Origin of the sequence: Kribbella amoyensis, assembly GCF_007828865.1 — a bacterium.
Lineage (GTDB): Bacteria > Actinomycetota > Actinomycetes > Propionibacteriales > Kribbellaceae > Kribbella > Kribbella amoyensis.
This window is the reverse complement of sequence record NZ_VIVK01000001.1, coordinates 5,521,765-5,543,267: the sequence shown is the minus strand read 5'-3', so window position 1 is coordinate 5,543,267 and position 21,503 is coordinate 5,521,765. Positions and strand designations below refer to the sequence as shown.

General features: G+C 69.6%; 19 protein-coding genes. 6 read left to right on the top strand and 13 right to left on the bottom strand.

Annotated features, from left to right (window positions below; all coding sequences use genetic code 11):
- Entirely contained in the window at positions 1-378 is a 378-nt protein-coding gene (locus tag FB561_RS25890; RefSeq protein WP_238335060.1) for a VOC family protein, read from the top strand.
- On the opposite strand, the gene FB561_RS25885 is transcribed toward FB561_RS25890, so the two are convergent.
- The 3 genes from FB561_RS25885 to FB561_RS25875 form a co-directional block, all read right to left on the bottom strand.
- The gene (locus FB561_RS25885) at positions 375-1,022 is read right to left on the bottom strand and encodes a response regulator (RefSeq protein ID WP_145811114.1); all 648 of its coding nucleotides are present in this window, start codon (positions 1,020-1,022) and stop codon (positions 375-377) included. The two genes, FB561_RS25890 and FB561_RS25885, sit on opposite strands and share 4 nt — an antisense overlap.
- Complete coding sequence (locus FB561_RS25880; RefSeq protein WP_202880737.1) at positions 1,019-2,218, bottom strand: sensor histidine kinase; 1,200 nt, start codon at positions 2,216-2,218, stop codon at positions 1,019-1,021. The genes FB561_RS25885 and FB561_RS25880 overlap by 4 nt, the downstream gene beginning before the upstream one ends.
- A 109-nt stretch (positions 2,219-2,327) precedes the next feature.
- Positions 2,328-3,818, bottom strand: coding sequence for an alpha/beta hydrolase (locus FB561_RS25875; protein ID WP_145811113.1), 1,491 nt, complete (start codon positions 3,816-3,818; stop codon positions 2,328-2,330).
- A 353-nt stretch (positions 3,819-4,171) separates the two neighbouring features.
- Between FB561_RS25875 and FB561_RS25870 the strand changes: the two genes are divergently transcribed.
- Positions 4,172-6,442, top strand: coding sequence for a family 43 glycosylhydrolase (locus tag FB561_RS25870; RefSeq protein ID WP_145811112.1), 2,271 nt, complete (start codon positions 4,172-4,174; stop codon positions 6,440-6,442).
- 20 nt (positions 6,443-6,462) lie between these two features.
- Positions 6,463-9,294, top strand: a complete 2,832-nt coding sequence (locus FB561_RS25865) for an alpha-glucuronidase family glycosyl hydrolase (RefSeq protein ID WP_145811111.1) — start codon at positions 6,463-6,465, stop codon at positions 9,292-9,294.
- A 46-nt stretch (positions 9,295-9,340) separates the two neighbouring features.
- Here the strand turns inward: FB561_RS25865 and FB561_RS25860 are convergent, their stop codons facing one another.
- From FB561_RS25860 to FB561_RS25825, 8 genes are all read right to left on the bottom strand, one after another.
- The gene (locus tag FB561_RS25860) at positions 9,341-10,357 is read right to left on the bottom strand and encodes a LacI family DNA-binding transcriptional regulator (RefSeq protein ID WP_170284765.1); all 1,017 of its coding nucleotides are present in this window, start codon (positions 10,355-10,357) and stop codon (positions 9,341-9,343) included.
- Between the two features lie 129 nt (positions 10,358-10,486).
- Positions 10,487-11,602, bottom strand: coding sequence for a UDP-N-acetylglucosamine--N-acetylmuramyl-(pentapeptide) pyrophosphoryl-undecaprenol N-acetylglucosamine transferase (locus tag FB561_RS25855; RefSeq protein WP_238335059.1), 1,116 nt, complete (start codon positions 11,600-11,602; stop codon positions 10,487-10,489).
- On the bottom strand, positions 11,599-12,210 hold the full coding sequence (gene vanX / locus FB561_RS25850; RefSeq protein ID WP_145811109.1) for a D-Ala-D-Ala dipeptidase VanX: 612 nt from the start codon (positions 12,208-12,210) through the stop codon (positions 11,599-11,601). Before vanX ends, FB561_RS25855 begins: the two co-directional genes overlap by 4 nt.
- Positions 12,200-13,237 carry a D-alanine--(R)-lactate ligase gene (gene vanA / locus FB561_RS25845; RefSeq protein ID WP_145811108.1) on the bottom strand — a complete coding sequence of 346 codons (1,038 nt, stop codon included), beginning with the start codon at positions 13,235-13,237 and terminating at the stop codon, positions 12,200-12,202. Before vanA ends, vanX begins: the two co-directional genes overlap by 11 nt.
- Complete coding sequence (locus FB561_RS25840) at positions 13,234-14,265, bottom strand: D-isomer specific 2-hydroxyacid dehydrogenase family protein (protein WP_145811107.1); 1,032 nt, start codon at positions 14,263-14,265, stop codon at positions 13,234-13,236. Before FB561_RS25840 ends, vanA begins: the two co-directional genes overlap by 4 nt.
- The gene (locus FB561_RS25835; RefSeq protein WP_238335058.1) at positions 14,262-14,858 is read right to left on the bottom strand and encodes a VanZ family protein; all 597 of its coding nucleotides are present in this window, start codon (positions 14,856-14,858) and stop codon (positions 14,262-14,264) included. Before FB561_RS25835 ends, FB561_RS25840 begins: the two co-directional genes overlap by 4 nt.
- A 31-nt stretch (positions 14,859-14,889) precedes the next feature.
- Positions 14,890-15,999, bottom strand: a complete 1,110-nt coding sequence (locus tag FB561_RS25830) for a lipid II:glycine glycyltransferase FemX (RefSeq protein WP_145811106.1) — start codon at positions 15,997-15,999, stop codon at positions 14,890-14,892.
- Positions 15,996-16,619: a M15 family metallopeptidase gene (locus FB561_RS25825; protein ID WP_145811105.1), complete on the bottom strand. Its 624-nt coding sequence runs from the start codon at positions 16,617-16,619 to the stop codon at positions 15,996-15,998. The genes FB561_RS25830 and FB561_RS25825 overlap by 4 nt, the downstream gene beginning before the upstream one ends.
- Positions 16,620-16,706: 87 nt before the next feature.
- Between FB561_RS25825 and FB561_RS25820 the strand changes: the two genes are divergently transcribed.
- Positions 16,707-17,414: a response regulator transcription factor gene (locus tag FB561_RS25820; RefSeq protein ID WP_145811104.1), complete on the top strand. Its 708-nt coding sequence runs from the start codon at positions 16,707-16,709 to the stop codon at positions 17,412-17,414.
- Positions 17,407-18,513, top strand: a complete 1,107-nt coding sequence (locus tag FB561_RS25815) for a sensor histidine kinase (protein ID WP_145811103.1) — start codon at positions 17,407-17,409, stop codon at positions 18,511-18,513. Before FB561_RS25820 ends, FB561_RS25815 begins: the two co-directional genes overlap by 8 nt.
- Positions 18,514-18,516: 3 nt before the next feature.
- On the opposite strand, the gene FB561_RS25810 is transcribed toward FB561_RS25815, so the two are convergent.
- Positions 18,517-18,939 carry an RNHCP domain-containing protein gene (locus FB561_RS25810; RefSeq protein ID WP_145811102.1) on the bottom strand — a complete coding sequence of 141 codons (423 nt, stop codon included), beginning with the start codon at positions 18,937-18,939 and terminating at the stop codon, positions 18,517-18,519.
- Between the two features lie 168 nt (positions 18,940-19,107).
- Between FB561_RS25810 and FB561_RS25805 the strand changes: the two genes are divergently transcribed.
- The gene (locus tag FB561_RS25805) at positions 19,108-20,682 is read left to right on the top strand and encodes a DUF4139 domain-containing protein (RefSeq protein ID WP_145811101.1); all 1,575 of its coding nucleotides are present in this window, start codon (positions 19,108-19,110) and stop codon (positions 20,680-20,682) included.
- A 12-nt stretch (positions 20,683-20,694) separates the two neighbouring features.
- Here FB561_RS25805 and FB561_RS25800 read toward each other — a convergent pair whose 3' ends face one another.
- Entirely contained in the window at positions 20,695-21,471 is a 777-nt protein-coding gene (locus tag FB561_RS25800; RefSeq protein ID WP_145811100.1) for a maleylpyruvate isomerase family mycothiol-dependent enzyme, read from the bottom strand.
- Between the last annotated feature and the right edge of the window lie 32 nt (positions 21,472-21,503).

The following is a 21,503-nucleotide window of genomic DNA, read 5'->3' as shown; positions in this document are numbered from 1 at the left end:
GTGGACACCTCCGCGAACGTGCGGTACATCGTCGACGACGTGTCGGCGGCCGTCGACTTCTACACCAAGCGCCTCGGCTTCGAACTGCGGAGCAACCCGGCGCCCGCCTTCGCCGACGTGACGCGCGGCTCCCTGCGTGTCCTTCTCTCCGGACCGCAGTCGTCAGGCGCTCGCGCCACACCCGCGACCGCGGCCGGACCAGGGCGCAATCGCATCCACCTGATCGTCGCCGACCTCGACGCCGAGATCGAACGCCTTCGCGGCGACGGCGTACCGTTCCGCAGCGAGCTCACCACCGGACCGGGCGGCCGGCAGATCCTCGTCGCCGACCCGGCCGGCAACCTCGTCGAGCTCTTCGAACCCGCGAGCCCTGCCTAGCGGACGAGGCCTGATTCCCAAGCCCAGACAGCGATCTCGGTCCGATTGCGGGCGGTGATCTTGCGCTGGATCGAGGCCAGGTGAGACTTCACGGTCGACAGCGAGATCGTCAGTTCCTCGGTGATCTCGGCGTTGGTCCGGCCCCGGGCGACCGCCTTCGTCACGTCGAGCTCGCGCTGAGTCAGTGCCGGTACCGCCGGCCGCGCTCGGCCGCCCGAGGTGGTGAAGTGTTCGAGCAACCGCGTCGTGATCGACGGAGACACCAACGACTCACCGTTCGCCCCGGCGTGCACAGCTTCCACCAACAACCGGGGCCCGGCGTCCTTCAGGAGGAAGCCGCAGGCACCGGACCGGAGCGCCTCGTGGACGAGCTCGTCGAGGTCGAAGGTCGTCACCACCAGCACCCGCAACGGATCAGCCACCTCGGGTCCGGCCAGCAGCTTGGTCGCCGTCAGCCCGTCCATCAACGGCATCCGGATGTCCATCAACGTGACGTCCGGGCGCAGCTCCTGGGCGAGGGCGACGGCTTCCTTCCCGTTCTCGGCCTCACCGACGACCTCGATGTCGGGCTCCCGCTCCAGGATCAGCCGGAAGCCGGTCCGTACCATCGCCTGGTCGTCCGCGAGCAAGACCCGCAGTGTCACTGTGCCGTTCCTTCCTCGCGTCGCCGGGTCGCGACCACGCCACCCGGGAGCGGCAACTCGGCCAGCACCCGCCAGCCGCGTTCGCCGTGTTCGCCGGCGGTGAGCCGGCCGTCCAGGGCGTCGATCCGCTCGCCCATGCCGATCAGACCGTAGCCGCCCGCCGAGCGCCGGGTGCGGCCGGGCCGGAGACCGTCGTTGAGAACCTCGACCAGCAAGCACTGCCGACCCCCTTCGACGGCGTGCTCCACCGTGACGGTCACCCGCCGCGCGTCGGGCGCGTGTCTGCGGACATTGGTCAGCGATTCGAGCACCACGCGATGCACGGTCGACACCGTCTCCGGAGCGACAGCGAGCTCCGCGAGACCGGGTGCCAGGCGCAGCGTGACGGCGTCGTCCCCAGCGACCGCGGCCTCGACCGTCTCCAACAGACTGCCGGTGGTGACGGGTAACTCCTGCTCCGGGCTCCGCAGCATCATCACCAGCCGTCGCACCGCGGCCAGCGCCTCCGCACCGGCGCGTTCGATGTCCTGCAGGGTCTCCTGCTCGGGTCCGTCGGCCAGCACGACCTGCGCTGCCTGAGTACGCACCACCACCCCGGTGATGTGGTGGGCCACCAGGTCGTGCAACTCACGCGCCAGCGCCAAGCGTTCCCTGTTCCGGGCGGCGGTGAGGGCGGCCTCGCGGCGCGCGTTGCCGTCCCGCAGAATCAGGCCGACCGCGACCGTGGCACCCCACACCATGGCCCACAGCACCGCGACGGTGAGCGCGGCGGAGTCGTTGCCGTAGCGCAGGATCGGTGCGGAGGCGATCGTGACCCCACCGACCAGCGCCACCGCGCCGGCCTGAGCCGGTGGCAGTCGATGACAGGCGGCCCCGACCAGCAGGAGCAACGCGAGCGTCTCGCTGTCGCCGGAGAAGTCCGCGGCCGGCTTCGCCAGGAACCCGACCGCACTGCAGGCCAGGGACACCGCGATCGCACCGGCCGCGAGCTCGGTGATCCGCTCTGGATAGCGGCGCCGCAACAGCGCGAGCACAGCGATCACCACAGCGGCCGCGAAGTAGAGCAACTCGCCGACCGGTGGCGGTCCCTGCAGGATCAGCTTCCGGACGGCCTGCTCGAGATTCAGCCCGCCCAGCAGCATGACCTCGACGATCAGCAGGCCGCGCCGCACCGGCCGGTTGGCTCTTCTGATCACCGGTGTCGACGTCCTTCCTGCGCTGGCGAAATCGAAGGTGCCCCGCCGACGGTACTGGGACGGGCGCGCCGGTGTACCCGGCGCGCCCGTCCGCCATCGGACTGTTGCCTCAGCGCGGTTCCGCCGCGGCCGTGCAGTGGTAGTCGCGGGCCGGTCGTTCACCCTTGACCAGGAACTGCGTCACCGCGTGGTTCGCGCACTGGTTCTTCCCCATCGGGTAGACACCATGTCCACCCTGGTCGGCCGTGACCATCACGGCCCGGTCGCCGAACGCCTTCCGCAGGCCCAGCGCACCGGCCAACGGGGTCGCCGGGTCGCGGAGGTTCTGCACCATCAGCACGTTCGAGGGACCTTCGTCGGTGACCTGAACCGGCTTCTCGATCGCCTTCGGCCAGTACGCGCACGGCTGGACGTTGGCCCCGGCCGCGCCGAACAGCGGGTACTTGATCCGGTCGATCGCCACGTTCCGCTGGTAGGTCGCGAGCGACTTCGGCCAGGACGAGTCGTTGCAGATGATGTAGTACCGGCCGGACACCAGGTTCTCCGCGCCGGCCGCGGCGTCGTCGCCCCCGGGCAGCGGCGGCGGTGCCTGGTTCGCGTCCAGGGACTTCCACACCGAGGCCAGCACCGGCATCTGCGGGGCGCCGTAGAGGAAGCCGAAAGTGATCTGCCGGAACAACTTGCCGTCGAACGTCCCGTCGGGCGACTCCACCGGCTTCTTGTCCAGCCGCGCCCCGAGCTCGAGGTACTTCGACCGCACCTGCGCCGGGGTCCAGCCCAGGCCGTACTCGCGGTGGTTGGCGGCGACGTACTTCGCGAAGTCCGGGAAGCGGTCCTCGACGCCCTGCGACCAGAGCCGGTCGCTCGCGTAGTCCCAGCCACCCTTGTCCAGGTTGCTGTCGAGCACGATCCGGTCGCTGCGGTCCGGGAACAACGTCGTGTACAGCGCGCCGAGGTGGGTGCCCCATGAGGCGCCGGCGTACGAGGCCTTCTCCTCGCCGAGGGCGGCCCGGATCTTGTCCATGTCGCGGGCCGTGTTGGCGGTGCTCAGGAACGGCAGCATCGACGCGGTCTTCGACGACGCGCACTGCTCGGCCAGCTTCTTGCTCTCGGCGGCCCGCTTCGCGACGTCGGCCGCGTTCCGCGCGTACGGCGGGATGTTGCCGTCCACCAGCTGGGCCACGGTCAGGTCGCAGGTGACCGGGGTGCTCCGGCCGATCCCGCGCGGGTCGAACCCGATCACGTCGTAGCTGTCCAGGACGCTCTTCGGCAGTCCGGTCGCCACGAGGAAGGCCGGGTAGCCCAGCCCGGACGAGGGTCCGCCCGGGTTCGTCAGCAGCACGCCGCGTCGCTGCTCCGGCTTCTTGCTGGCCAGCCGGGACACCGCGATGTCGATCTGCTTCCCGTCCGGATCACGATGGTCCAGCGGCACCTTCAAGGTCCCGCACTGCATCCCTTCCGGCATCGGGACGCCCTTGGCGACGTCCGCCGGACAGTCACTCCATTTGATCGCGGTCGGTGTCTCCGCCTGCGAAACCCCCGGAACCATCACGGTCGCGACCGCCGCGACGATGATGGCAATGGACAACGTCCTTCGCATCCGAATTCCTCCAGCCGGCCCCCGAGGGCACGTGGTCTGTGAGTGGTTGGCTCATACGCCCGAGCTCTGTGAACAGGCTCCATCCTTCCGAGCGGCCACCTGGCCCCACATCCAGCGCGCGGCTGGTCTTCCCGCCCGCGGACCCCGGCCAAAAGTACGAGGTGCCCGCTGCGCCGGAACCGGTCCAACCGAACTCTTGCGGCCGAATTAACGATCACTTACTGTCTGGGTGATCGATCATCTTTTCCCCTGATTCGCCCCGATCGCCGCCCTGCTCCCCGTCCCCCCACGGGGAGCAGCGGACCAAGGACAGGACGCCGAGAATCCCCCATCTCCGGCTGTGAGGACCGCCCATGTCTCGAACTCTGTCGTTCCGCCTGATCGTCACCGCCCTGGTCACGGTGCTGATCACCACCCTCGCCGGGCCGCCGTCCGTCGGTGCCCCACCCGACCGCCCGCCCGGCAGCTACGCCAACCCGTTGATGGCCGACATCGCCCAGGCCTTCTCCGACGTCGGGCTGATCCGCGCCAAGGACGGCGCCTGGTACGCCTACGCCACCAACACGAGCCTGACCAAGGCGAACGCCGAAGCCGGTGGGCCACCGCATCTGCTCCCGATGGTCCGGTCCACCGACCTGGTGAACTGGGAGTTCCTCGGCGACGCGTTCAGCGAGGCGAACCATCCGCAGTGGGCCGGCTGGCCGAACAAGGGGTACTGGGCGCCCGACGTCCGCTACGTCGACGGCCAGTACTACATGTACTACTCCGCCCCCGGATCCACGGCGCTGGATGCCGCCATCGGACTAGCCACGGCACCGACGCCGGCCGGCCCTTGGACCGATATCGGCCACCCGGTGGTCAACTTCGTCGCCGACAGCGAGGTGATGGAGATCGACCCGATGATGTTCATCGACGACGACGGCACCAAGTACCTGTACTACGGCTCGTTCCGGCGCGGCGGGCTGCACGTGGTCAAGCTGTCCGCGGACGGGCGCACCACGGTCGGCCAGTCCCACCAGGTCGTCGCCGGCGAACGTGGCGAGGCCGCCTGGGTGACGAAGCGCGGCCCCTGGTACTACCTGTTCTACTCCGGCTACGGCTGCTGCATGGGCGACGTCGGCGGCGGTGGGTACCCGGTGCTGGCCGGCCGGTCCACCTCGCCCACCGGCCCGTTCCTCGACGCGAACGGGGTCTCGCTGGCGGCCAAGGAGCCCGGCGGCACGATCGTGAACTCGTTCAACGGCAACACCCTGGCGGCCACCGGGCACAACGCGGTGACGGTCGACCGGTCCGGCCAGCAGTGGAACCTGGTCAACTCCGACTTCCGGTTCGAGGTCCCGTACGGCGGCCGGCCGCAATCGATGGACCGGCTCGACTGGATCGACGACTGGCCGACCGTACGGGCCGGGCAGTGGACCTCCGACCGCGCGCAGCAGGCGCCCGCGACGGCGTGGCACTCCGGCAGTTCGTTCAACGACTCGAGCGACCTCTCCGAGTGGAGTTCCGTCGGTAGCAACTGGACCGTCGGCCAGGACAGTGCGAGCGGTGGGTACGTCGCGTCCGACGGCTCCGCCTCGATGCTGCTCAGCCGTCCCGGTGGTCCGGCTGACTACCGCGCCGAGGCCGACCTCAGGTCAGCGGCCGGGAAGGCCGGACTGGTCTTCGGGTACCACTCGCCGAAGACCTATGCGGTCGCGTGGCTGGACCCGGTTCGCAACTCGCTCCGGGTCGAGCAACGGGTCGGCGGCAAGGTCGTCGGGACCGCGGAAACCCCGCTGTACCAGGGATTTCGGTTCGACACCTGGCACACCGCGAGCGTCGAGGTCCGCGGTGATCGCGCAACGGTCCAGGTCGCTCCCGCGGCAGGCGACAACCCGTTGGGCGAGCTCACCGTGCGACTGGCCGACGGAGTGACGGGTGCGGCCCAGGTCGGTGTCGCCGGTGAAGGCGGGGTCGTCCACGGCGACAACGTAGGCAAGGCCCAGCTGTACAAGCCGGTCACGCAGAAGATCGCCGACCCGCAGATCGGCCAGCAGCTCCCCGACTTCAGCGACGACTTCGCCGACGGCTCCCTGGATGCCGCGTGGCAGTGGACCGGGTCCCAGCAAGGACAGCTCGAAAACGGGAAGCTCGTCTGGAACACCCAGGCACAGAACCTCAGCAACGAGAGCAACCTGGCCACCGTGCTGCTCCGGGACGCCCCGGAAGGTGACTACACGGTGGAGACTCGCCTGTCCCTGCCGTTCGACGGGAGTACCGGCAACGCGCGCGCCGGCCTGATCGCCTGGGCCTCCCGCAAGCAGTCGCTCCAGCTGGCTCCCACCCGGACGGGCGCGGTACGTCAGGCGTTCCTGTGGCCAGGGGCAGACGCCAGTCCGTGGCCCGAGGCGATCCAGCTGGGCCCGAGTGCCGACACCATGTGGCTGCGGTTGCGCCACACCACGCAGCCCGACACCGGTGAGCACCTGTTCCAGGCGGCGACCAGTCTCGACGGCAAGAAGTGGGAGTGGGGCAGCTACTGGTACCTGCCGACCGACGCCGGTCCGCTGAAGCTCGGCCTGATCTCCATGGGCGGCACCGGGACCACAGCGCGGTTCGACTACGTCCGGACCTACCAGTCATGACCGGCCGGAAGGAGTACTCCATGACGTTCACACGCCGTACTCTGCTCGCCGGTGCGCTGGCCGCGGCCATGCTCCCCGGGGCGGCACCCCAGGCGTTCGCCGCGCCGCCGTCCGAGGACGGGTACGACCTGTGGCTGCGGCACCGACTCGTCGCCGATCGCTCGATGCTGGCCCACTACCGGGCCGCCATCGACCACGTCGTTGTACTGGGCAACCACCCGGTGCTGCGGTCCGCGGGTGAGGAGCTGGCCCGCGGTCTGTCCGGGCTGCTCGGTCGTGCGATCCCTGTGCGCAACGAGGTCGGCAAAGGCGCGGTCGTGGTCGGCGTCAACGTCCTCTCCCCCGAGAGCCTCGCCCGGCTCGGTCCCGAGGGCTTCATGGTCAAGCGGCTGGACGGTCCGGAGCGGGTGGTGATCAGCTCGGCCGGTGAGCAGGGCGCGTTGTACGGCGCGTTCCGCTTCCTGCAGCACCTCCAGAGGCAACTCCCGCTCAACCAGGTGGACATGGCGGACCGCCCGGCGTCTCCGCTGCGCATGATCAACCACTGGGACAACCTGAACCGCAGCGTCGAACGCGGCTACGCCGGCAAGTCCATCTTCGTCTGGGACGAGCTCCCCGAGCTGCGGGAACGGTACGTCGACTACGCCCGCGTCCTCGCCTCGGTCGGGATCAACCACACCGTGGTCAACAACGTCAACGCGAGCGCCGAGTTCCTCCGGTCCGAGCGGCTGCCCGGCCTCGCGGCACTGGCGGGCGTCCTGCGGTCGTGGGGTGTGCGGTTGTGGGTATCGGCGAACTACGCCAGCCCGATCACGCTGACGAAGGACCAGGCCGATCCGATCACCGTCGCGGATCCGCTCGATCCCCGGGTCCAGCAGTGGTGGCAGGACAAGATCGAGGAGATCTACCGGATCATCCCGGACTTCGGTGGCTTCCTGGTCAAGGCGAACTCGGAGGGCCAGCCGGGACCGCTGGACTACGGGCGCACCCATGCCGAGGGCGCCAACATGCTCGCCGATCGGCTCGCCCCGCACGACGGGCGGCTGGTCTGGCGGTCGTTCGTGCACGAGGGCTTCGACGACTGGGCCGAGCACCAGTACCGGGTGTTCCATCCGCTCGACGGCCAGTTCCACGAGAACGCCGTCGTCCAGACCAAGAACGGCCCGATCGACTTCCAGGTCCGCGAACCGGTGAATCCGCTCTTCGGTGGACTGCCGCGCACGAACCAGCTGATCGAGCTGCAGGTCACCCAGGAGTACACCGGCCACTCGACCCACCTGTGCTACCTGGTGCCGGAGTGGAAGACGATCCTGGACTTCCCGACGTACACGGGGACCGGGTCGTGGCCGACCGTGTCCGACGTGGTCACCGGGGCCGCGTACGGGCAGGAGAACGTCGGGTTCGCGGGAGTGGGGAACCTCGGCGACGACCGGGACTGGACCGGCTACCAACTGGGCGCGGCGAACCTGCACGGATTCGCTCGGCTGGCCTGGGACCCGACCGCGACCGCCGACGAGGTCGTGACCGAGTGGATCGAGCTCACCTTCGGCTGCGACCGCCGCGTCGGGTCGGTGCTCAAGGCAATCATGCTGCAGTCCTGGCAGGTGTACGAGAGCTACACGTCGCCGCTGGGGATGGGGTACCTCACCTATCCGCTCGGCGCGCACTTCGCCCCCGCGCCGACGACCACGCAGAACCTGTCCCACCACACCACGGCCGAGGGCACCGGCTTCGACCGGACCGAGGCGACCGGGAGCGGGTACACCGGGCTGTACGCCCAGCACTGGCAGGACGTGTACGGGTCGCTCGAGCGGTGCCCGGACGAGCTGTTGCTGTTCATGCACTGGGTGCCGTACACGCATCAGCTGCATTCGGGCAAGACAGTGATCCAGCACATCTACGACAGCCACTTCGACGGGTACGAACGGGTGCTGGAGTTCCAGCGGGCGTGGAGCCGGCTGAAGGGCCAGGTGGACGCGAGCCGGCATGGCGACATCGCGGCGACCTTCGACGACCACGTGGTCGAGGCAGAGCGCTGGCGCGACACCATCGTGGCGTACTTCTTCGGCTGGTCCCGCATCCTGTCGACCGGACCAGGGTGGCTGCAGTTGGCGTTCCCGAGTGGGCGGCTGCTGTTCGGCGGCGTACCCAACAGCCTCGACCTGGAGATCACCAACGCGAACAGCGCGGAGCAGTCCGTCACGGCGACAGTGCACCCACCCGACGCGAGCTGGAAGGTGGAAGGCACCACGGCAGTGGTCGGCTCGGCGCAGTCGAAGACGGTGGCCCTCTCCGTGACACCGCCGCTCATCGCCGATCACGTCCCGCTGACCGTCGACATCAGTCCGGGTCAGACCACACTGGGCTCGCAGGACCAGACGTACGTGGTCACCCCGGCCGCCGAACTCTGCCACCTGGCCCTGGATGTCGGTACCGCTGACAGCCCGCTGGTGACGGGCTACGCGCGGCTCGCACCGGGTACGGCGTGGGACGAGACACGTGGGTACGGGTGGGTCGGTACCGCGCCGCAGGGCCGGGACCGTGGTGGAAGCTGGGACGCCCTGCAACGGGACTTCTGCGGTGACTACCCGGCTCGGACGTTGCGGATCCGGATCCCGGCCGGACGGCACCGCTTGTCGGCGCTGATCGGGGACGGCGGCCCGGATACGCCCCCGACGATCATCACCGAAGCGGGCAAGGTGCTCGCCACGTCGCCGGAGATGCCTGGTGGCACGTTCATCTGGATCCACGCCGAGGTGGACGGCGGAGCGACCGGCCGGACCGCCGACCTCGTCCTCGACAGCGAGCCGGACCGCTTCTGGCACCTGGGCGCGCTGGTGATCACCGACTGACCGCTGTCCCGGCCGCGGTCTACTGGGCGTAGACCGCGGTCGGGCGTCAGTCCTCCTGACCGATGACCGCGTTCTTCCGCGGCGGGACCGTGGTCTCCCGGAAGGCGATCTCGGTCGGCGCGGCGGCCATCGGATCGGGCTCCGCCTCACCCCGGATCGCCGCGATCAGCCGCCGCATCCCGTGCCGCCCCGACGTCTCCCGATCCACCCGGACCGTGGACAACGCGGGCGTCCCGTACCGGACCAGGGTGATGTCGTCCCACCCGGTCACGCTCAGGTCCTCGGGCACCGCCCAGCCGCGGTGTACGGCCGCGTGGACCACGCCGACGGCGAGGTGATCGCTCGCCGCGACCACTGCCGTCACCGGGGTGTCGTCGGGCAGCGACCGCACCGCCTCGACCCCGGTCTCCGGGTCCCACGGCCCGTCGAACACACCGTGCGACCGGATCCCCAACCGGTCGCAGGCCTTCAGATACCCGGACCGGCGAAGCTGCGCGGACCACCAGTCCTGCGGGCCGGCCACATGGAAGAGATCCCGGTGCCCCATCGCGGCGAGCCGGTCGACCAGGTCCTCCATCGTGATCTCGTCGGCGGCGACCGCCTCGACCGACCGCAGCCGATGATCGAACTCGTCGGTCTGGACGACGACGCCCCCGTCACCGGTCTTGATCGTCAGCGGCGTGACCGACAGCACGCCGTCCACCTGGCCCCGCGCCAGGATGTCGGTCGCCAGCCGGCTCAACGCCACCGGGTCCTCGTCGACGCCGATCACGATCTCCACCTGGTAACCGAGCGACTGCGCTTCCGCACAAGCAGCGTTGACGGTCCGCTCCGGCCCGGTCCACCCCGGCAGGATGATCGCGACGACGCCGCTGCTCCGGGTCCGCATCGCCCGGGCCGTCAGGTTCGGCCGGTACCCCAACTCGTCGACAGCGGCCTTGATCCGCCCCAACGTGTCCGCCCCGACCGTCGGATCCCCGCGCAGGAACCGCGAAACGGTCTGGTGCGAAACCCCGGCAAGAGCGGCCACGTCGTGCAAGGTCGGCCGCCGCTTCACGCTCATGTGCCCAACGATACTTACCCACGCGCCGATCCACGCCGACATTTCCACCGTTGCCGAAGGCCCCAACCACTCCGCCGCCGTGACCCACAACTTGCGGTGTCGTTCGGAATGCGGTTGCCGAGTGCGGCGTCACCCGGTGAGCCGGCGGCGGGTGGCGATCGTGGTGAGGACGTGGCGGGCCAGGGCGAGGCCGGCATCCGGTACGCCGGCCGCGGCCGCCTGCTTCGCCATCGTTGCGAGCCTGGTGGGATCGACGAGGAGTGGGATCAGGACGGACTCGATCCAGGCCGTGTTCAGGTCCGCGTCGTCGACGAGCAATGCGCCGCCGGATGTGATCGCCTGCTCGGCGTTGAGTCGCTGCTCACCACCGCGCCGGGACAGCGGGACGTACGCAGCTGGCAGACCGACGGCGGCCAGTTCGGCGCACGTCATCGCGCCTGAGCGACAGAGCACGAAGTCGGCCGCGGCGTACGCGTATCGCATCTCCTCGACGTACGGCACCACGACGTACGGCGGTTCGGCGTCCTCCACGTCGACCGTGTGCTCGCGCCCGGCGATGTGCAGCACCTGTACGCCGTTCGCTCGCAACAGGGCAGCCGCAGACGACACCGCGGCGTTGATCGTCCGCGCACCCTGCGAGCCTCCAGTGACCAGCAGCACCGGCCCTTCGGTTCGCAGGCCGAACCGCTCACGTGCCTCGGCGCGCAACGCGGGTCGGTCGAGCCCCGTGATCGCTGGTCGCAGCGGGATGCCGAGAGGAGTACCGTGCGCCAACTCGACCCCTGGTCCGGCAGTGAACACCTGCGTCGTCATCCGAGCCGCCAGCCGGTTCGCGACTCCGGGCCGGGCGTTCGCCTCGTGCACGACGATCGGTACGCCCCGCCGACGCGCAGCGAGGTACGCGGGCAGAGCGACGTACCCACCGAAGCCGACAACGACCTCCGCGCGTACCCGGTCCAGTACGGCCCCCGCAGCTTGCACCGAGTCGCGCAGCTTGCCTGGTACCTCCAGCAGCTCCGGAGTGAGCCTGCGCGGCAACGGCACCGGCGGGATGAGCTCGAGCGGGTACCCGCGGGCCGGGATGAGCGTGGTGTCCAGGCCGCGGACCGTCCCGACCGCGGTGATCTCGGCAGTCGGTTCGAGCCACCGCACCGCGTCGGCGAAGTTCATCGCGGGCTCGATGTGGCCGGCCGAGTGCCCGCCGGCCACCAGGACGCGCGGGCCGACGACGCCTCCCCCGCTCAACAGGTGATGGGGAGGTCGAAGTACGTGTCCGGGTACGGCTCGTCCCGGAGAACGTAGTGCCACCACTCGAACTCGTACGCGCGGAATCCGCCGGCCGCCATCACCGAGCGCAGGTGGTACCGGTTCCTCGCCTCGGTCGGCGTGATCTCCGCGGCGTCGTGGTGGGAGATCTCGTCCATCAGGTCGTGGTCGCCGCCCATCTGCACGAGGTCGCCGGTCGCCAGCTGGTACAACGTCAGGTCGACGGCGCTCCCCCGGGTGTGGCCCGACCTGGCCGCGACATACCCCTTGGCGATCATCTCGGCCCGGTCGATCTTCGGGTAGTGCCGCAGCTTCGTCCGGCCGTCCTCCGGTTGCTTCGACCAGCGGAGGAAGGAATCCACGGCACGCTGCGGCCGGTACCCGTCCCAGAGCAGCAGGCCGAATCCGAGCGACGCGGCCGCCTCCCGTGACCTCTCCAGGGCCGCGCACAACGCCCTCGTCCCGACGATGCGATTGGCCAGGTACCCGTCGACGGGCTTGCCGGTGAAGTTGTCCCAGGTTGCGTACTTCGCGTCCCAGCGGACACCGGGCACGAGTTCGTCGACGAAGACCAGGTCATCCTTCATCGGGTCCACCCGCCAGCGCCAGCGCCACCATCCGGTCGATCATCTCGGGGAACGGCAGCCCGGCCGCCGCCATCATCTTCGGATAGCGGCTGTACGGCGTCAGGCCGGGGAACGTGTTCACCTCGTTGAGCATGATCTCGCCGTCCTCGGTGAGGAACAGGTCCACCCGCGCGAGACCACGGCACCCCAGCGCCCGGTACACGGCCTTCGCCGACTCCTGGACCAGCGCCCGCGTCTCCGCCGGGATGTCGGCCGGGACGATCAGCGCCGAGTTCTCGGACCCGCTCTCGGGATCGGCCTCCTGGTGGATCTTGAAGAACCCGTGGGTCAGCGCGACGCGGTCGACCTCGCCGGTGATCAGCTCGGCCTCGTTCCCGAGGATGGCGCACCCGACCTCGCTGCCGACCACGGCGTCCTCGATCAGCACCTTGGAGTCGTACTCGCGGGCCGTCTCCACCGCGGCCGCCAGCTCGTCCTTGCTCGACACCTTGCTCACGCCGAACGACGAACCGGACCGCGCCGGCTTCACGAAGACGGGGTACTCGAAGTCGGCGCCGTCCACCTGCTCACCCGCGAGGACGATCCGGAAGTTCGGCGTCGCGATACCCGCGCTTCGGGCGACGACGTGGACCAGGGACTTGTCCATGCACAAGGCGGAACTCGGGATGTCGCAACCCACATAGGGAATGCCGGACATCTCCAGCAGACCCTGGATCGCGCCGTCCTCGCCGAGCTTCCCGTGCAGCACGGGCAGGACCACATCCAGGTTGATCGTCTCGTACCGCCCGTCCTCGAGGACCAGCAGTCCACGAACGTCGCGGTCCGGCGACAGGACGGCCGGACGGGAGCTGCCGTTCTCCCAGTCCTCGTACGGTCCGTCGCACAGCTTCCAGGCACCGCTCTGGGTGATTCCGACGTAGTAGGGCTCGTACTTCGCGGGGTCGAGATGCCGCGCGACCTGCCGGGCGGACTTGACCGAGACAGGGTGTTCTTCGGAACATCCCCCGAACAGAATGCCGATCTTCATATCCAGTGCTGCTTTCTTCGCTCGAATGCCAGGCAGTTCGTCAGAGAGTTCTCGACGATGTCGCTCAGGGCGTGGTCGGTGTAATAGGCCGTGTGTGGACTGATCAACACGGTGGGCAGTTCGTGCAGCCGCACCAGCGCCTTGCTGGTGATCGGCCCGTTGCTGCAGTCGCGGTAGAAGATGCCCTCTTCGCCTTCCAGGACGTCAAGGGCCGCTCCGCCCAACCGGCCGCTCTCCAGCGCCGGGATCAGGGCCTCGGTGTCGATGAGCGCCCCGCGCCCCGTGTTGACGACGAAGGCGCCGAGCTTCAACTGCTCGATCCGCCGCGCGTCCAGGAGGTGGTGGGTCGCCGCGGTGAGCGGGGTGTGGAGGGTGACGATGTCACTCTGCCGGAGCAGCTCGTCGAGCGGAACGAACTGGTCGGACGGCCGGCGTCGCGTGTCGTGAGCCAGGGCCCGGCCACCGAATCCCCGAAGCCTCGCCAGCACCGCGGTACCGATGCGGCCGGCCCCGATCACCCCGACGGTGAGGTCGCGCAGTTCCCTCCCCCGCACCTCGCCCAGCCGGTAATCGTGAACCTCGGCCCGGCGGAGTACCGACCGCGCGCCCCGAATCGCCATCAGCATCAGCATCACCGTGTAGTCGGCAACGCTGTCGGGTGAATAGTCGACCGTGTCCACGTGAATCCCGACGGAGTCCGCGTAGTTCACGTCGATGTGGTTGCACCCGACACTTCTGGTCGACACGTACTGCACCCCGGCCCGGCTGAGCTCACGCAGGGCCGATGGCGTGACGTGGGTCTTGTGACCGACGCTGACGCACCGATTCCCCGCGACCAGGCCGACGTTCTCCGCGGAGACGGGCGCTGCGGAAATGGTCGGAATCACCCCGAACCGCGGCGCCATGTCGCGGAACAGCACCGCCTCGTCCGGCCCACAGTCGAAAATGGTGATCCCCGTTGTCGGGGCGGACGGGACAGCGGCGGACGCCAGCCATTGGCGGAGGGCCGCTGGTTCGCTGGAGTTCATGATTTCCAGTCAAGTCGGGACGATGTTGCCGACCCGTATGCGGTTTTCGATATGCCGACGACATCCGGGCCGGCTGCCCTTCTCCACCAACGGCGCGACACCACTGCGGCCAAGCCGGCGCCGGCGGTGTTGAGGAGTACGTCGTCCACCGAAGAGACCCGGTCCAGCCGGAGCACGTACTGCGCGACCTCGATCAGCAGCGAGCACCCGGCCGTGAAGACCAGGATCCGCGCCCACGATGCCAACGCGGCGGAACGCACGGGGAGGAACGCTCCCAGCGCCGCGAAGATCAGCAGGTTGCCGATCACCTGGCCGGTCGACATCGTGACCAGGTCCCGGAACGGCACCAGGTTCACCCGGCCGGGAACGACACCGGCCCCGCTTCCCGGCAGCAGGGTCATCCAGATCCACGGCAGCGTCCCGTAGACGATGCCGACGTCGGCCAGCGAAGTCCGCCACGCCCACCTGCCGTCGGCTCTGCGCCGATAGGCCAGCGCCACCACGAGGAGTACGGCCAACGGCAGCAGGACCACCGTGAGCATGGCGACGCCGGTGAAGGTGCCGATCAGGTGCTGCCAGTCTCTGATGATCACGCGACCTCCGCAGTCGGGACAGTGCGTACCCTCATCGGCCGCGCCGCCTCATGTACGCGTCGAAGGCGCGGTAGACCATCGGCCGAAGCGGGAGGTCCCACTCGCCGACCGACCGCACGGCCTCCCCGCCGGTACCGACCTTGAACTGGATCAGGCCGACGTGCGGGTCGTCGGCGTCGACGGTCGGGGTGATGCCGCGCAGGTTGTAGACGTCGCAGCCGGCCGCGAGCGAGTCGCGGATCATCGCCCACTGACACGCGTTCGAGCCGCGCACCTCGCGCTTGGCGGTGGAGGACGCGCCGTAGGTGTACCAGGCCTGGGTCCCGACCCGGATCAGGATGCTGGCGGCAACGAGTTCGCCCTGGTGGTGCGCGAGATAGAGCTTGATGCGCTCGGGATCCTCGGCGCTCAGCTGGGCGAACATGGTCTCGAAGTACCGCAGCGGGCGAGGCGTGAAGTGATCGCGCTCGGCGGTGTGGACGTACAGGTCGTGGAACGCCTTCAGGTCCTCGCCGATGCTGACCTCGACCCCCTCCTTGGCCGCCTTCTTGAGGTTGCGGCGCCAGAGCTGGTTCATGCCGCGCAGCACCTCGTCCTCGGTCCGCCCGGTCAGCGGCAGCTCGAAGGTGAACTGCGGATGCCCGTTCCCGAACCCGTCCAGCGGATTCTGCGGCAACCAGCCCGACTCCCTCAGCCGGGCGGTGATCCGCGTACCGATCGACGCGGCCTGGCTGGGGAGCTCGGTGAGCCGCCTGACCTCCGGATCCGCGATGCCCTCCTTGACCTGGGCGGCGCTCCAGGTGTCCGTCCGGACCGGCGGGCCGAGCCGGATCGCGAACGCGCCGTCGCCCTTGAGCCGGTCCGCCATCGGGTCGATCCACGCGTCGAGGTCGCCGGTCCAGTCGATCACCGGCCCCTCCGGAACGTACGCCAGCGTGAGACGGTCGACCAGCGGTACCGGGCGGTGCAGGACGAGCCCGGTACCGACCAGGTCGCGGCCGTCGTACCAGCCGAGCGACTCGCTGCGCCACGCCGCCTTCACGCCCGCCCACGCCGGGGTCTGCAGGAAGCTGACCGATCTCCGGGTCCGGACGAACCCCAGGTGCTTGGCAGGGCTTATCCGTTGAACAGTCAGAGTCACCGGCGCATCCTCGGATCGTGGGTCGGGTCGGGGTACCTGGCCGGGCAGCCGCCGTCGACGGCCTCGCGGCGCAACTCGTAGTGCCACGGTTCGTTGTCGTAGATCTGGCAGAGTCCGTACTTGGCGCCGTACTTGGACAGCCAGGCCGTGGCGTCCGAGCGTCCGATGTCGATCGCGTGGCCCTGAACATGCGGGGACGTGGTGGGCGTCGCGACCCACCGGGCCGCCTCCTCCTCCGAGCCGTACTTGGTGACCGCCTCGGCGAGGAGCCTCGCCTGGTACTGCGGCGACCGCCAGCCGCTGTTGACGTAGAACTCGACCCCGTCGTTCGCGGCATCCTTCGCCGCCTCGCGGACAGCGCCGAGCAGATCGGGATCCAGGTTCGCCACGCCGGGGACCGCGTCGTTGAAAACGGTCACCCCCGGGGGTACGGCGCCGTCCGCCACGCCGAGGACACGCTGGCCGACGTCGCTCGACGACGCTGCGAGCGGGGACGGCGACAGGGTCAGGGACTGGTGGATGAAGACGCCGATCACGGCCGCGTTGGCGAGCACGAGGGCGGTCCGGAGGGTCGTTCTGGTCCGGCGGTCCGCGGGAGGCGCTTGCTGGCTGGCTGACATGGAACCAGTCAACGAAAAGTGCTGTTGCCGGCGTGTATCAGCTTCAGGATATGTGGACGATATGTCCGGGCTCGTAGCATCGACCTTGTGCGCGTGCTGATTGTCGAAGACGAGCCCGAGCTGGCGACCGCGGTCCGGGACGGCCTCCGCCTGGAGGCGATCGCCGCCGACGTCGCCGGTGACGGGGACACCGCGCTCGAACTGCTCGGCATCAACGCCTACGACATCGCCGTCCTCGACCGCGACATCCCCGGCCCGTCCGGCGACGAGATCGCCGAGCACATCGTTGCCTCCGGCAGCGGGATGCCGATCCTGATGCTGACCGCCGCGGACCGGCTCGACGACAAGGCGTCCGGGTTCGAGCTCGGCGCCGACGACTACCTCACCAAGCCGTTCGCGCTGCAGGAGCTCGTCCTCCGGCTCCGGGCCCTGGACCGCCGGCGCGCGTACAACCGGCCCCCGGTCCGGGAGATCGCCGGGCTGCGGCTGGACCCGTTCCGGCGCGAGGTGTACCGCGACGGGCGGTACGTGGCGCTCACCCGGAAGCAGTTCGCCGTCCTCGAGGTTCTCGTCGCTGCCGAAGGTGGGGTCGTCAGCGCCGAGGAACTCCTGGCCCGGGCCTGGGACGAGAACGCCGACCCGTTCACCAACGCGGTCCGGATCACCGTCTCGGCCCTGCGCAAACGCCTCGGCGAACCCGGCATCATCAGTACCGTGGCCGGCTCCGGGTACTGCATCGACACCACGGCAGGCACCGCAGCCGGTACCGGGAGGGTCGGAGGCGGCCGTGGCTAGGCGGCCGGGGTGGAGCGTCCGCCTCAAGCTCACCCTCAGCTATGCCGGATTCCTCATGCTCGCGGGCACCCTGTTGCTCGGCGCCGTGTGGCTGTTCCTGCTCCGCTACGTCCCCGAGCGGGCACTCCTCATGGGCGATGTCGAGGGTGACCTGGACAAGGGCGTCTTCCCGATCCGGTCGGTCCTGCTGCAGGTCTTCGCCCCGCGAGCCGCCGCGGTGATGGCGATCCTGCTGGCCTTCGGCCTGGTCGGCGGCTGGATCCTGGCCGGCCGGATGCTCGCACCGCTGTCCCGCATCACCGAGGCGACCCGGATGGCGACGAGTGGGTCGCTCTCCCACCGGATCGAGCTGGAGGGCAGCACCGACGAGTTCCGCGAGCTCGCCGACGCCTTCGACGGCATGCTCGCCCGCCTCGAGGCTCACGTCGCCGAGCAACGACGATTCGCCGCCAACGCCTCCCACGAACTGCGGACCCCGCTCGCGATCACGCAGAGCCTGCTCGACGTCGCCCGCAACGACATGACCCGCGACCACGGGGTCCTGGTCGATCGTCTGCACGCCGTCAACGCTCGCGCCATCGACCTGACCGAGGCCCTCCTCGTCCTCAGCCGGGCCGACCAGGGCTCCTTCGACCGCGAACCCGTCGACCTGTCGCTGACCGCGGAGGAAGCCGCCGAGACGTTGCTCCCCCTCGCGGAGAAGAACGGCATCACCCTCGAAGTCGCGGGCGACATCGCTCCGACCCTCGGCTCCCCCGCGCTCCTCCTGCAACTGACGACCAACCTCGTCCACAACGCGATCGTCCACAATCTCCCCGACCACGGGACCGTCTGGGTCACCACCACCGCGTACCCCGAGGGAGTGGTCCTCACCGTGGAGAACACCGGCAAGGACCTCTCGCCCGAGGTGGTGTCGACCCTGGTCGAACCCTTCCAGCGCGGCGCCGAAAGAGTCCGGACCGATCACGCCGGCGTCGGCCTCGGCCTCGGCCTGGCGATCGTCAAGAGCATCACCCAGGCCCACAAGGGCACGCTCCTGCTCACGCCTCGCCGCGAAGGCGGCCTCACCGTCCGGGTCCAACTCCCGATCGCCCGCTGACGATCAGGAAGTCTTCGCCTTCCGCGCCCGCGGCTTGCGGGCAGGGGGTACCCGGCTGTCGCCGTTGCTGGTGCTGATGCCGTTGCTGCCGGGATCCGCGGCGAACGGGACGAACGGCATGGTCAGCGGCAGCGCTGCCAGCCGCATCAACAGCAGGACGTTGTCGTCCCCGGCGGTCTTGTTGAGCCGCAGGCGCCCGCAATTGGTACACCGGTGAACGAGGACCCAGCGGCCCTCGCCGCGGACGGTGACCGCGATGGGTTCCATCCCGCCGGAGCAATCGGCCTTCCGATCACCCGGCACGTTCCGATCGAGATGCCGCGACCACAGGCAACTCGGGCAATGATTCCGATGGGTGGTTCCAGGGGCGTCGAGGGAGACCTCTACGCCGCAATGCTCACAACTGAACGACCGTGCGAATGCCAAACCGAAGAACCTTTCAGAGCAAAGTTGCAGGACAGAACAACCATCGCTCTCCTCCTTTCACTCCGCACCGGCCCACCCGGCACACCGCCCCACAGCAGACCAGCACCCTTCCAGCAGCGTCAACCGAATTCACCCGGCCGAGCACCGTCGCGCGGCTACTGTCGGGGCATGAGCGAACTCGTGGTGGACGCGCCGATCGCAGCAGTCACCGTGTACCCGGACCGGGCGCGGGTGACCCGGCGCGGCACGATCACGGTGCCGGCGGGCAGCCAGACCGTGTACGTCCAGCCGCTGCCGCTGTCGTTGCAGGAGGACTCGGTACGGGTCTCCGGCCGCGGGCCCGCGACCGTGCTCGGCGTGGACGTGGCGACCCAGGTCCACCCGCAGGCGCCGGACGAGACCGTTGCCGAGCTGGAGCGGCAACGACGGGAGGCCCAGGCCGAAGTCGCGGAGCTCGCTGACGCCGACGACGTCCAGGCCCAGCTCGACACGTTCCTCACCCAGCTCGCCCACCGAGCCGGCGGCACGTTCGCCCGGTCCCTCGCCGGCGGTGAACCCGGCGCCGAGCTCGGCGGATTCACCGACTCGCTGGCCGACCGCCTCTCCGCCGTACGGTCGAAGCGACGCGAGCTGGCTACCTCGCGCCGTGAAGCCGAGGAACGTCTCGCGGCCGCCGACCGCCGCCTGGCCGCGATCACCCAGCAGCGCACCCCGGACCGCCGGACCGCCGCCGTCTCGCTCGAACTGGAGTCCGAGGCCGAAGTACAGCTCGAGCTCTCGTACGTCGTCGCCGGCGCCGGCTGGACCAGCTCGTACGACGTCCGCCTGACCGGCGACGAGCTGACCCTGAACTGGTACGGCCTGGTCACCCAACACACCGGCGAGGACTGGCCCGAGTGCCACCTCGAGCTGTCGACCGCCCGTCCCACGGTCGCCGCGAAGGTCCCCGAGCTGGCCCCCTGGTACCTCGACCGCTATCACCCGCCGGTCCCGGTCGCCGCCGCGCCCGCTGCCGCTGCCGCGCGAGGCGGCTCGGTCAAGCGTGGCTTCAGCGCCGAGATGGCCGATTACGACGCTGCGGAGGCTCCCGTGTTCGCCGACCTGTCGGCCACGGTCGAGCAGGGCATGACGGCGGCCACGTACACCCCACCGCGCCCGGTCGCGGTCCCCGCGGACGGAGCCTCCCACCGCGCGACCATCGCCTCGATCGATCTCGAAGCCGAGCTGGACTACGTCACCGCGCCGGTCCGCTCGACCGACGTCCACCTCCGCGCGACGGTGGTCAACTCCTCCACCCACGCGCTCCCCGCCGGCCGAGCCGCGATCTTCCACGAGTCGGACTTCGTCGGCTCGGCGGCGTTGCCGATGTGGGCTCCCGGCGAAGACGTCGAGCTGGCCCTAGGCCTGGACGACCGCATCCGCGTGACCCGAAAGCTGACCCGTCGCACCGCCACCAAGGCGACCCTGGGCTCGACGCGCCGCCGTGAGGTCGAGTACGAGACCACCATCGAGAACCACACCCCGCGCAGCGCGAAGGTCACGGTCATCGATCAGCTCCCGGTGTCTCGCGACCACGAGATCACCATCAAACCCATCACCACGAGTCCGGAGCCGACCGAGACCACCGATCTTGGCGTCGTGACCTGGAAGCTCGACCTGGCCGCCGGCAAGGAGCAGCAGATCAAGCTCGCCTTCAGGGTCGAGACGGCCAAGTCGGTAGAGCTCTCGGGCTGGAGGGAATGACCCAGTGCCCCTTCAGCCGGTGACCCAGTCCATGTGACCGACCCAGTGCTCGAACAGGGCGCGCTCCCCCTGAATGTCCAGGCCAGGCACCGCGCTGAGCGGGCTTCGCCGGCTGATGACGAGCAGGAGGTCGGAGGCATGGCCGCTGACCGTCACGTCCGCCTCGCCGTGGGTGCGTTCCAGGGCGACCCGGTCGGGCTGCCGGCGGGCCAGCCACTCCCCGGCGGCGTCGGTGGCGTGGAAGTGCAGGGTCTGGCCGTCGCCGCGCATTCCCTCGGCGAAGTCCGGCCGGTTCTCCCAGTAGCCCTGGGAGGTCAGCGTGTCGAGCCAGTCCTCGATGGCCTCCACGGCGTACTCCGGCGCCAGCTCGTACGGCTTCCCGACCGTCGCGGCCGCATCCGCGCGGTGTACGCAGACCTCACCGAACAGCCGACGCGACCAGAACGGCACGCCCGCGGCAGCACCGGAGGGATCCCACACCGGAGTGGTGTCGTCGACCGATGAGAACGCCTGCTGCGCCTCGGCCGCGGTACCGGTCAGCCACGCTCCCCACTCGGCCGAATCGGTCGGAGCCGGGACGTACCCCTCGAACGCCTTGCTCGGCTCGGCCATCCGGTCGCTCACGAGCATCGTCACCATGCGCTGCACCGAACCGACGTGGTCGACGAGATCGGCCAGCGTCCACTCCGGACAGGTCGGTACCGGGGCCGACGCGTCCTTGCCGTCCACCCACTCGGCGAAGGTCTTCGTCTGCTCGACAACGGCGTCCAAGTACGCGGATGTGTTCATCGGTCCACCTTCCTCAGGCCTCGACGGCAAGC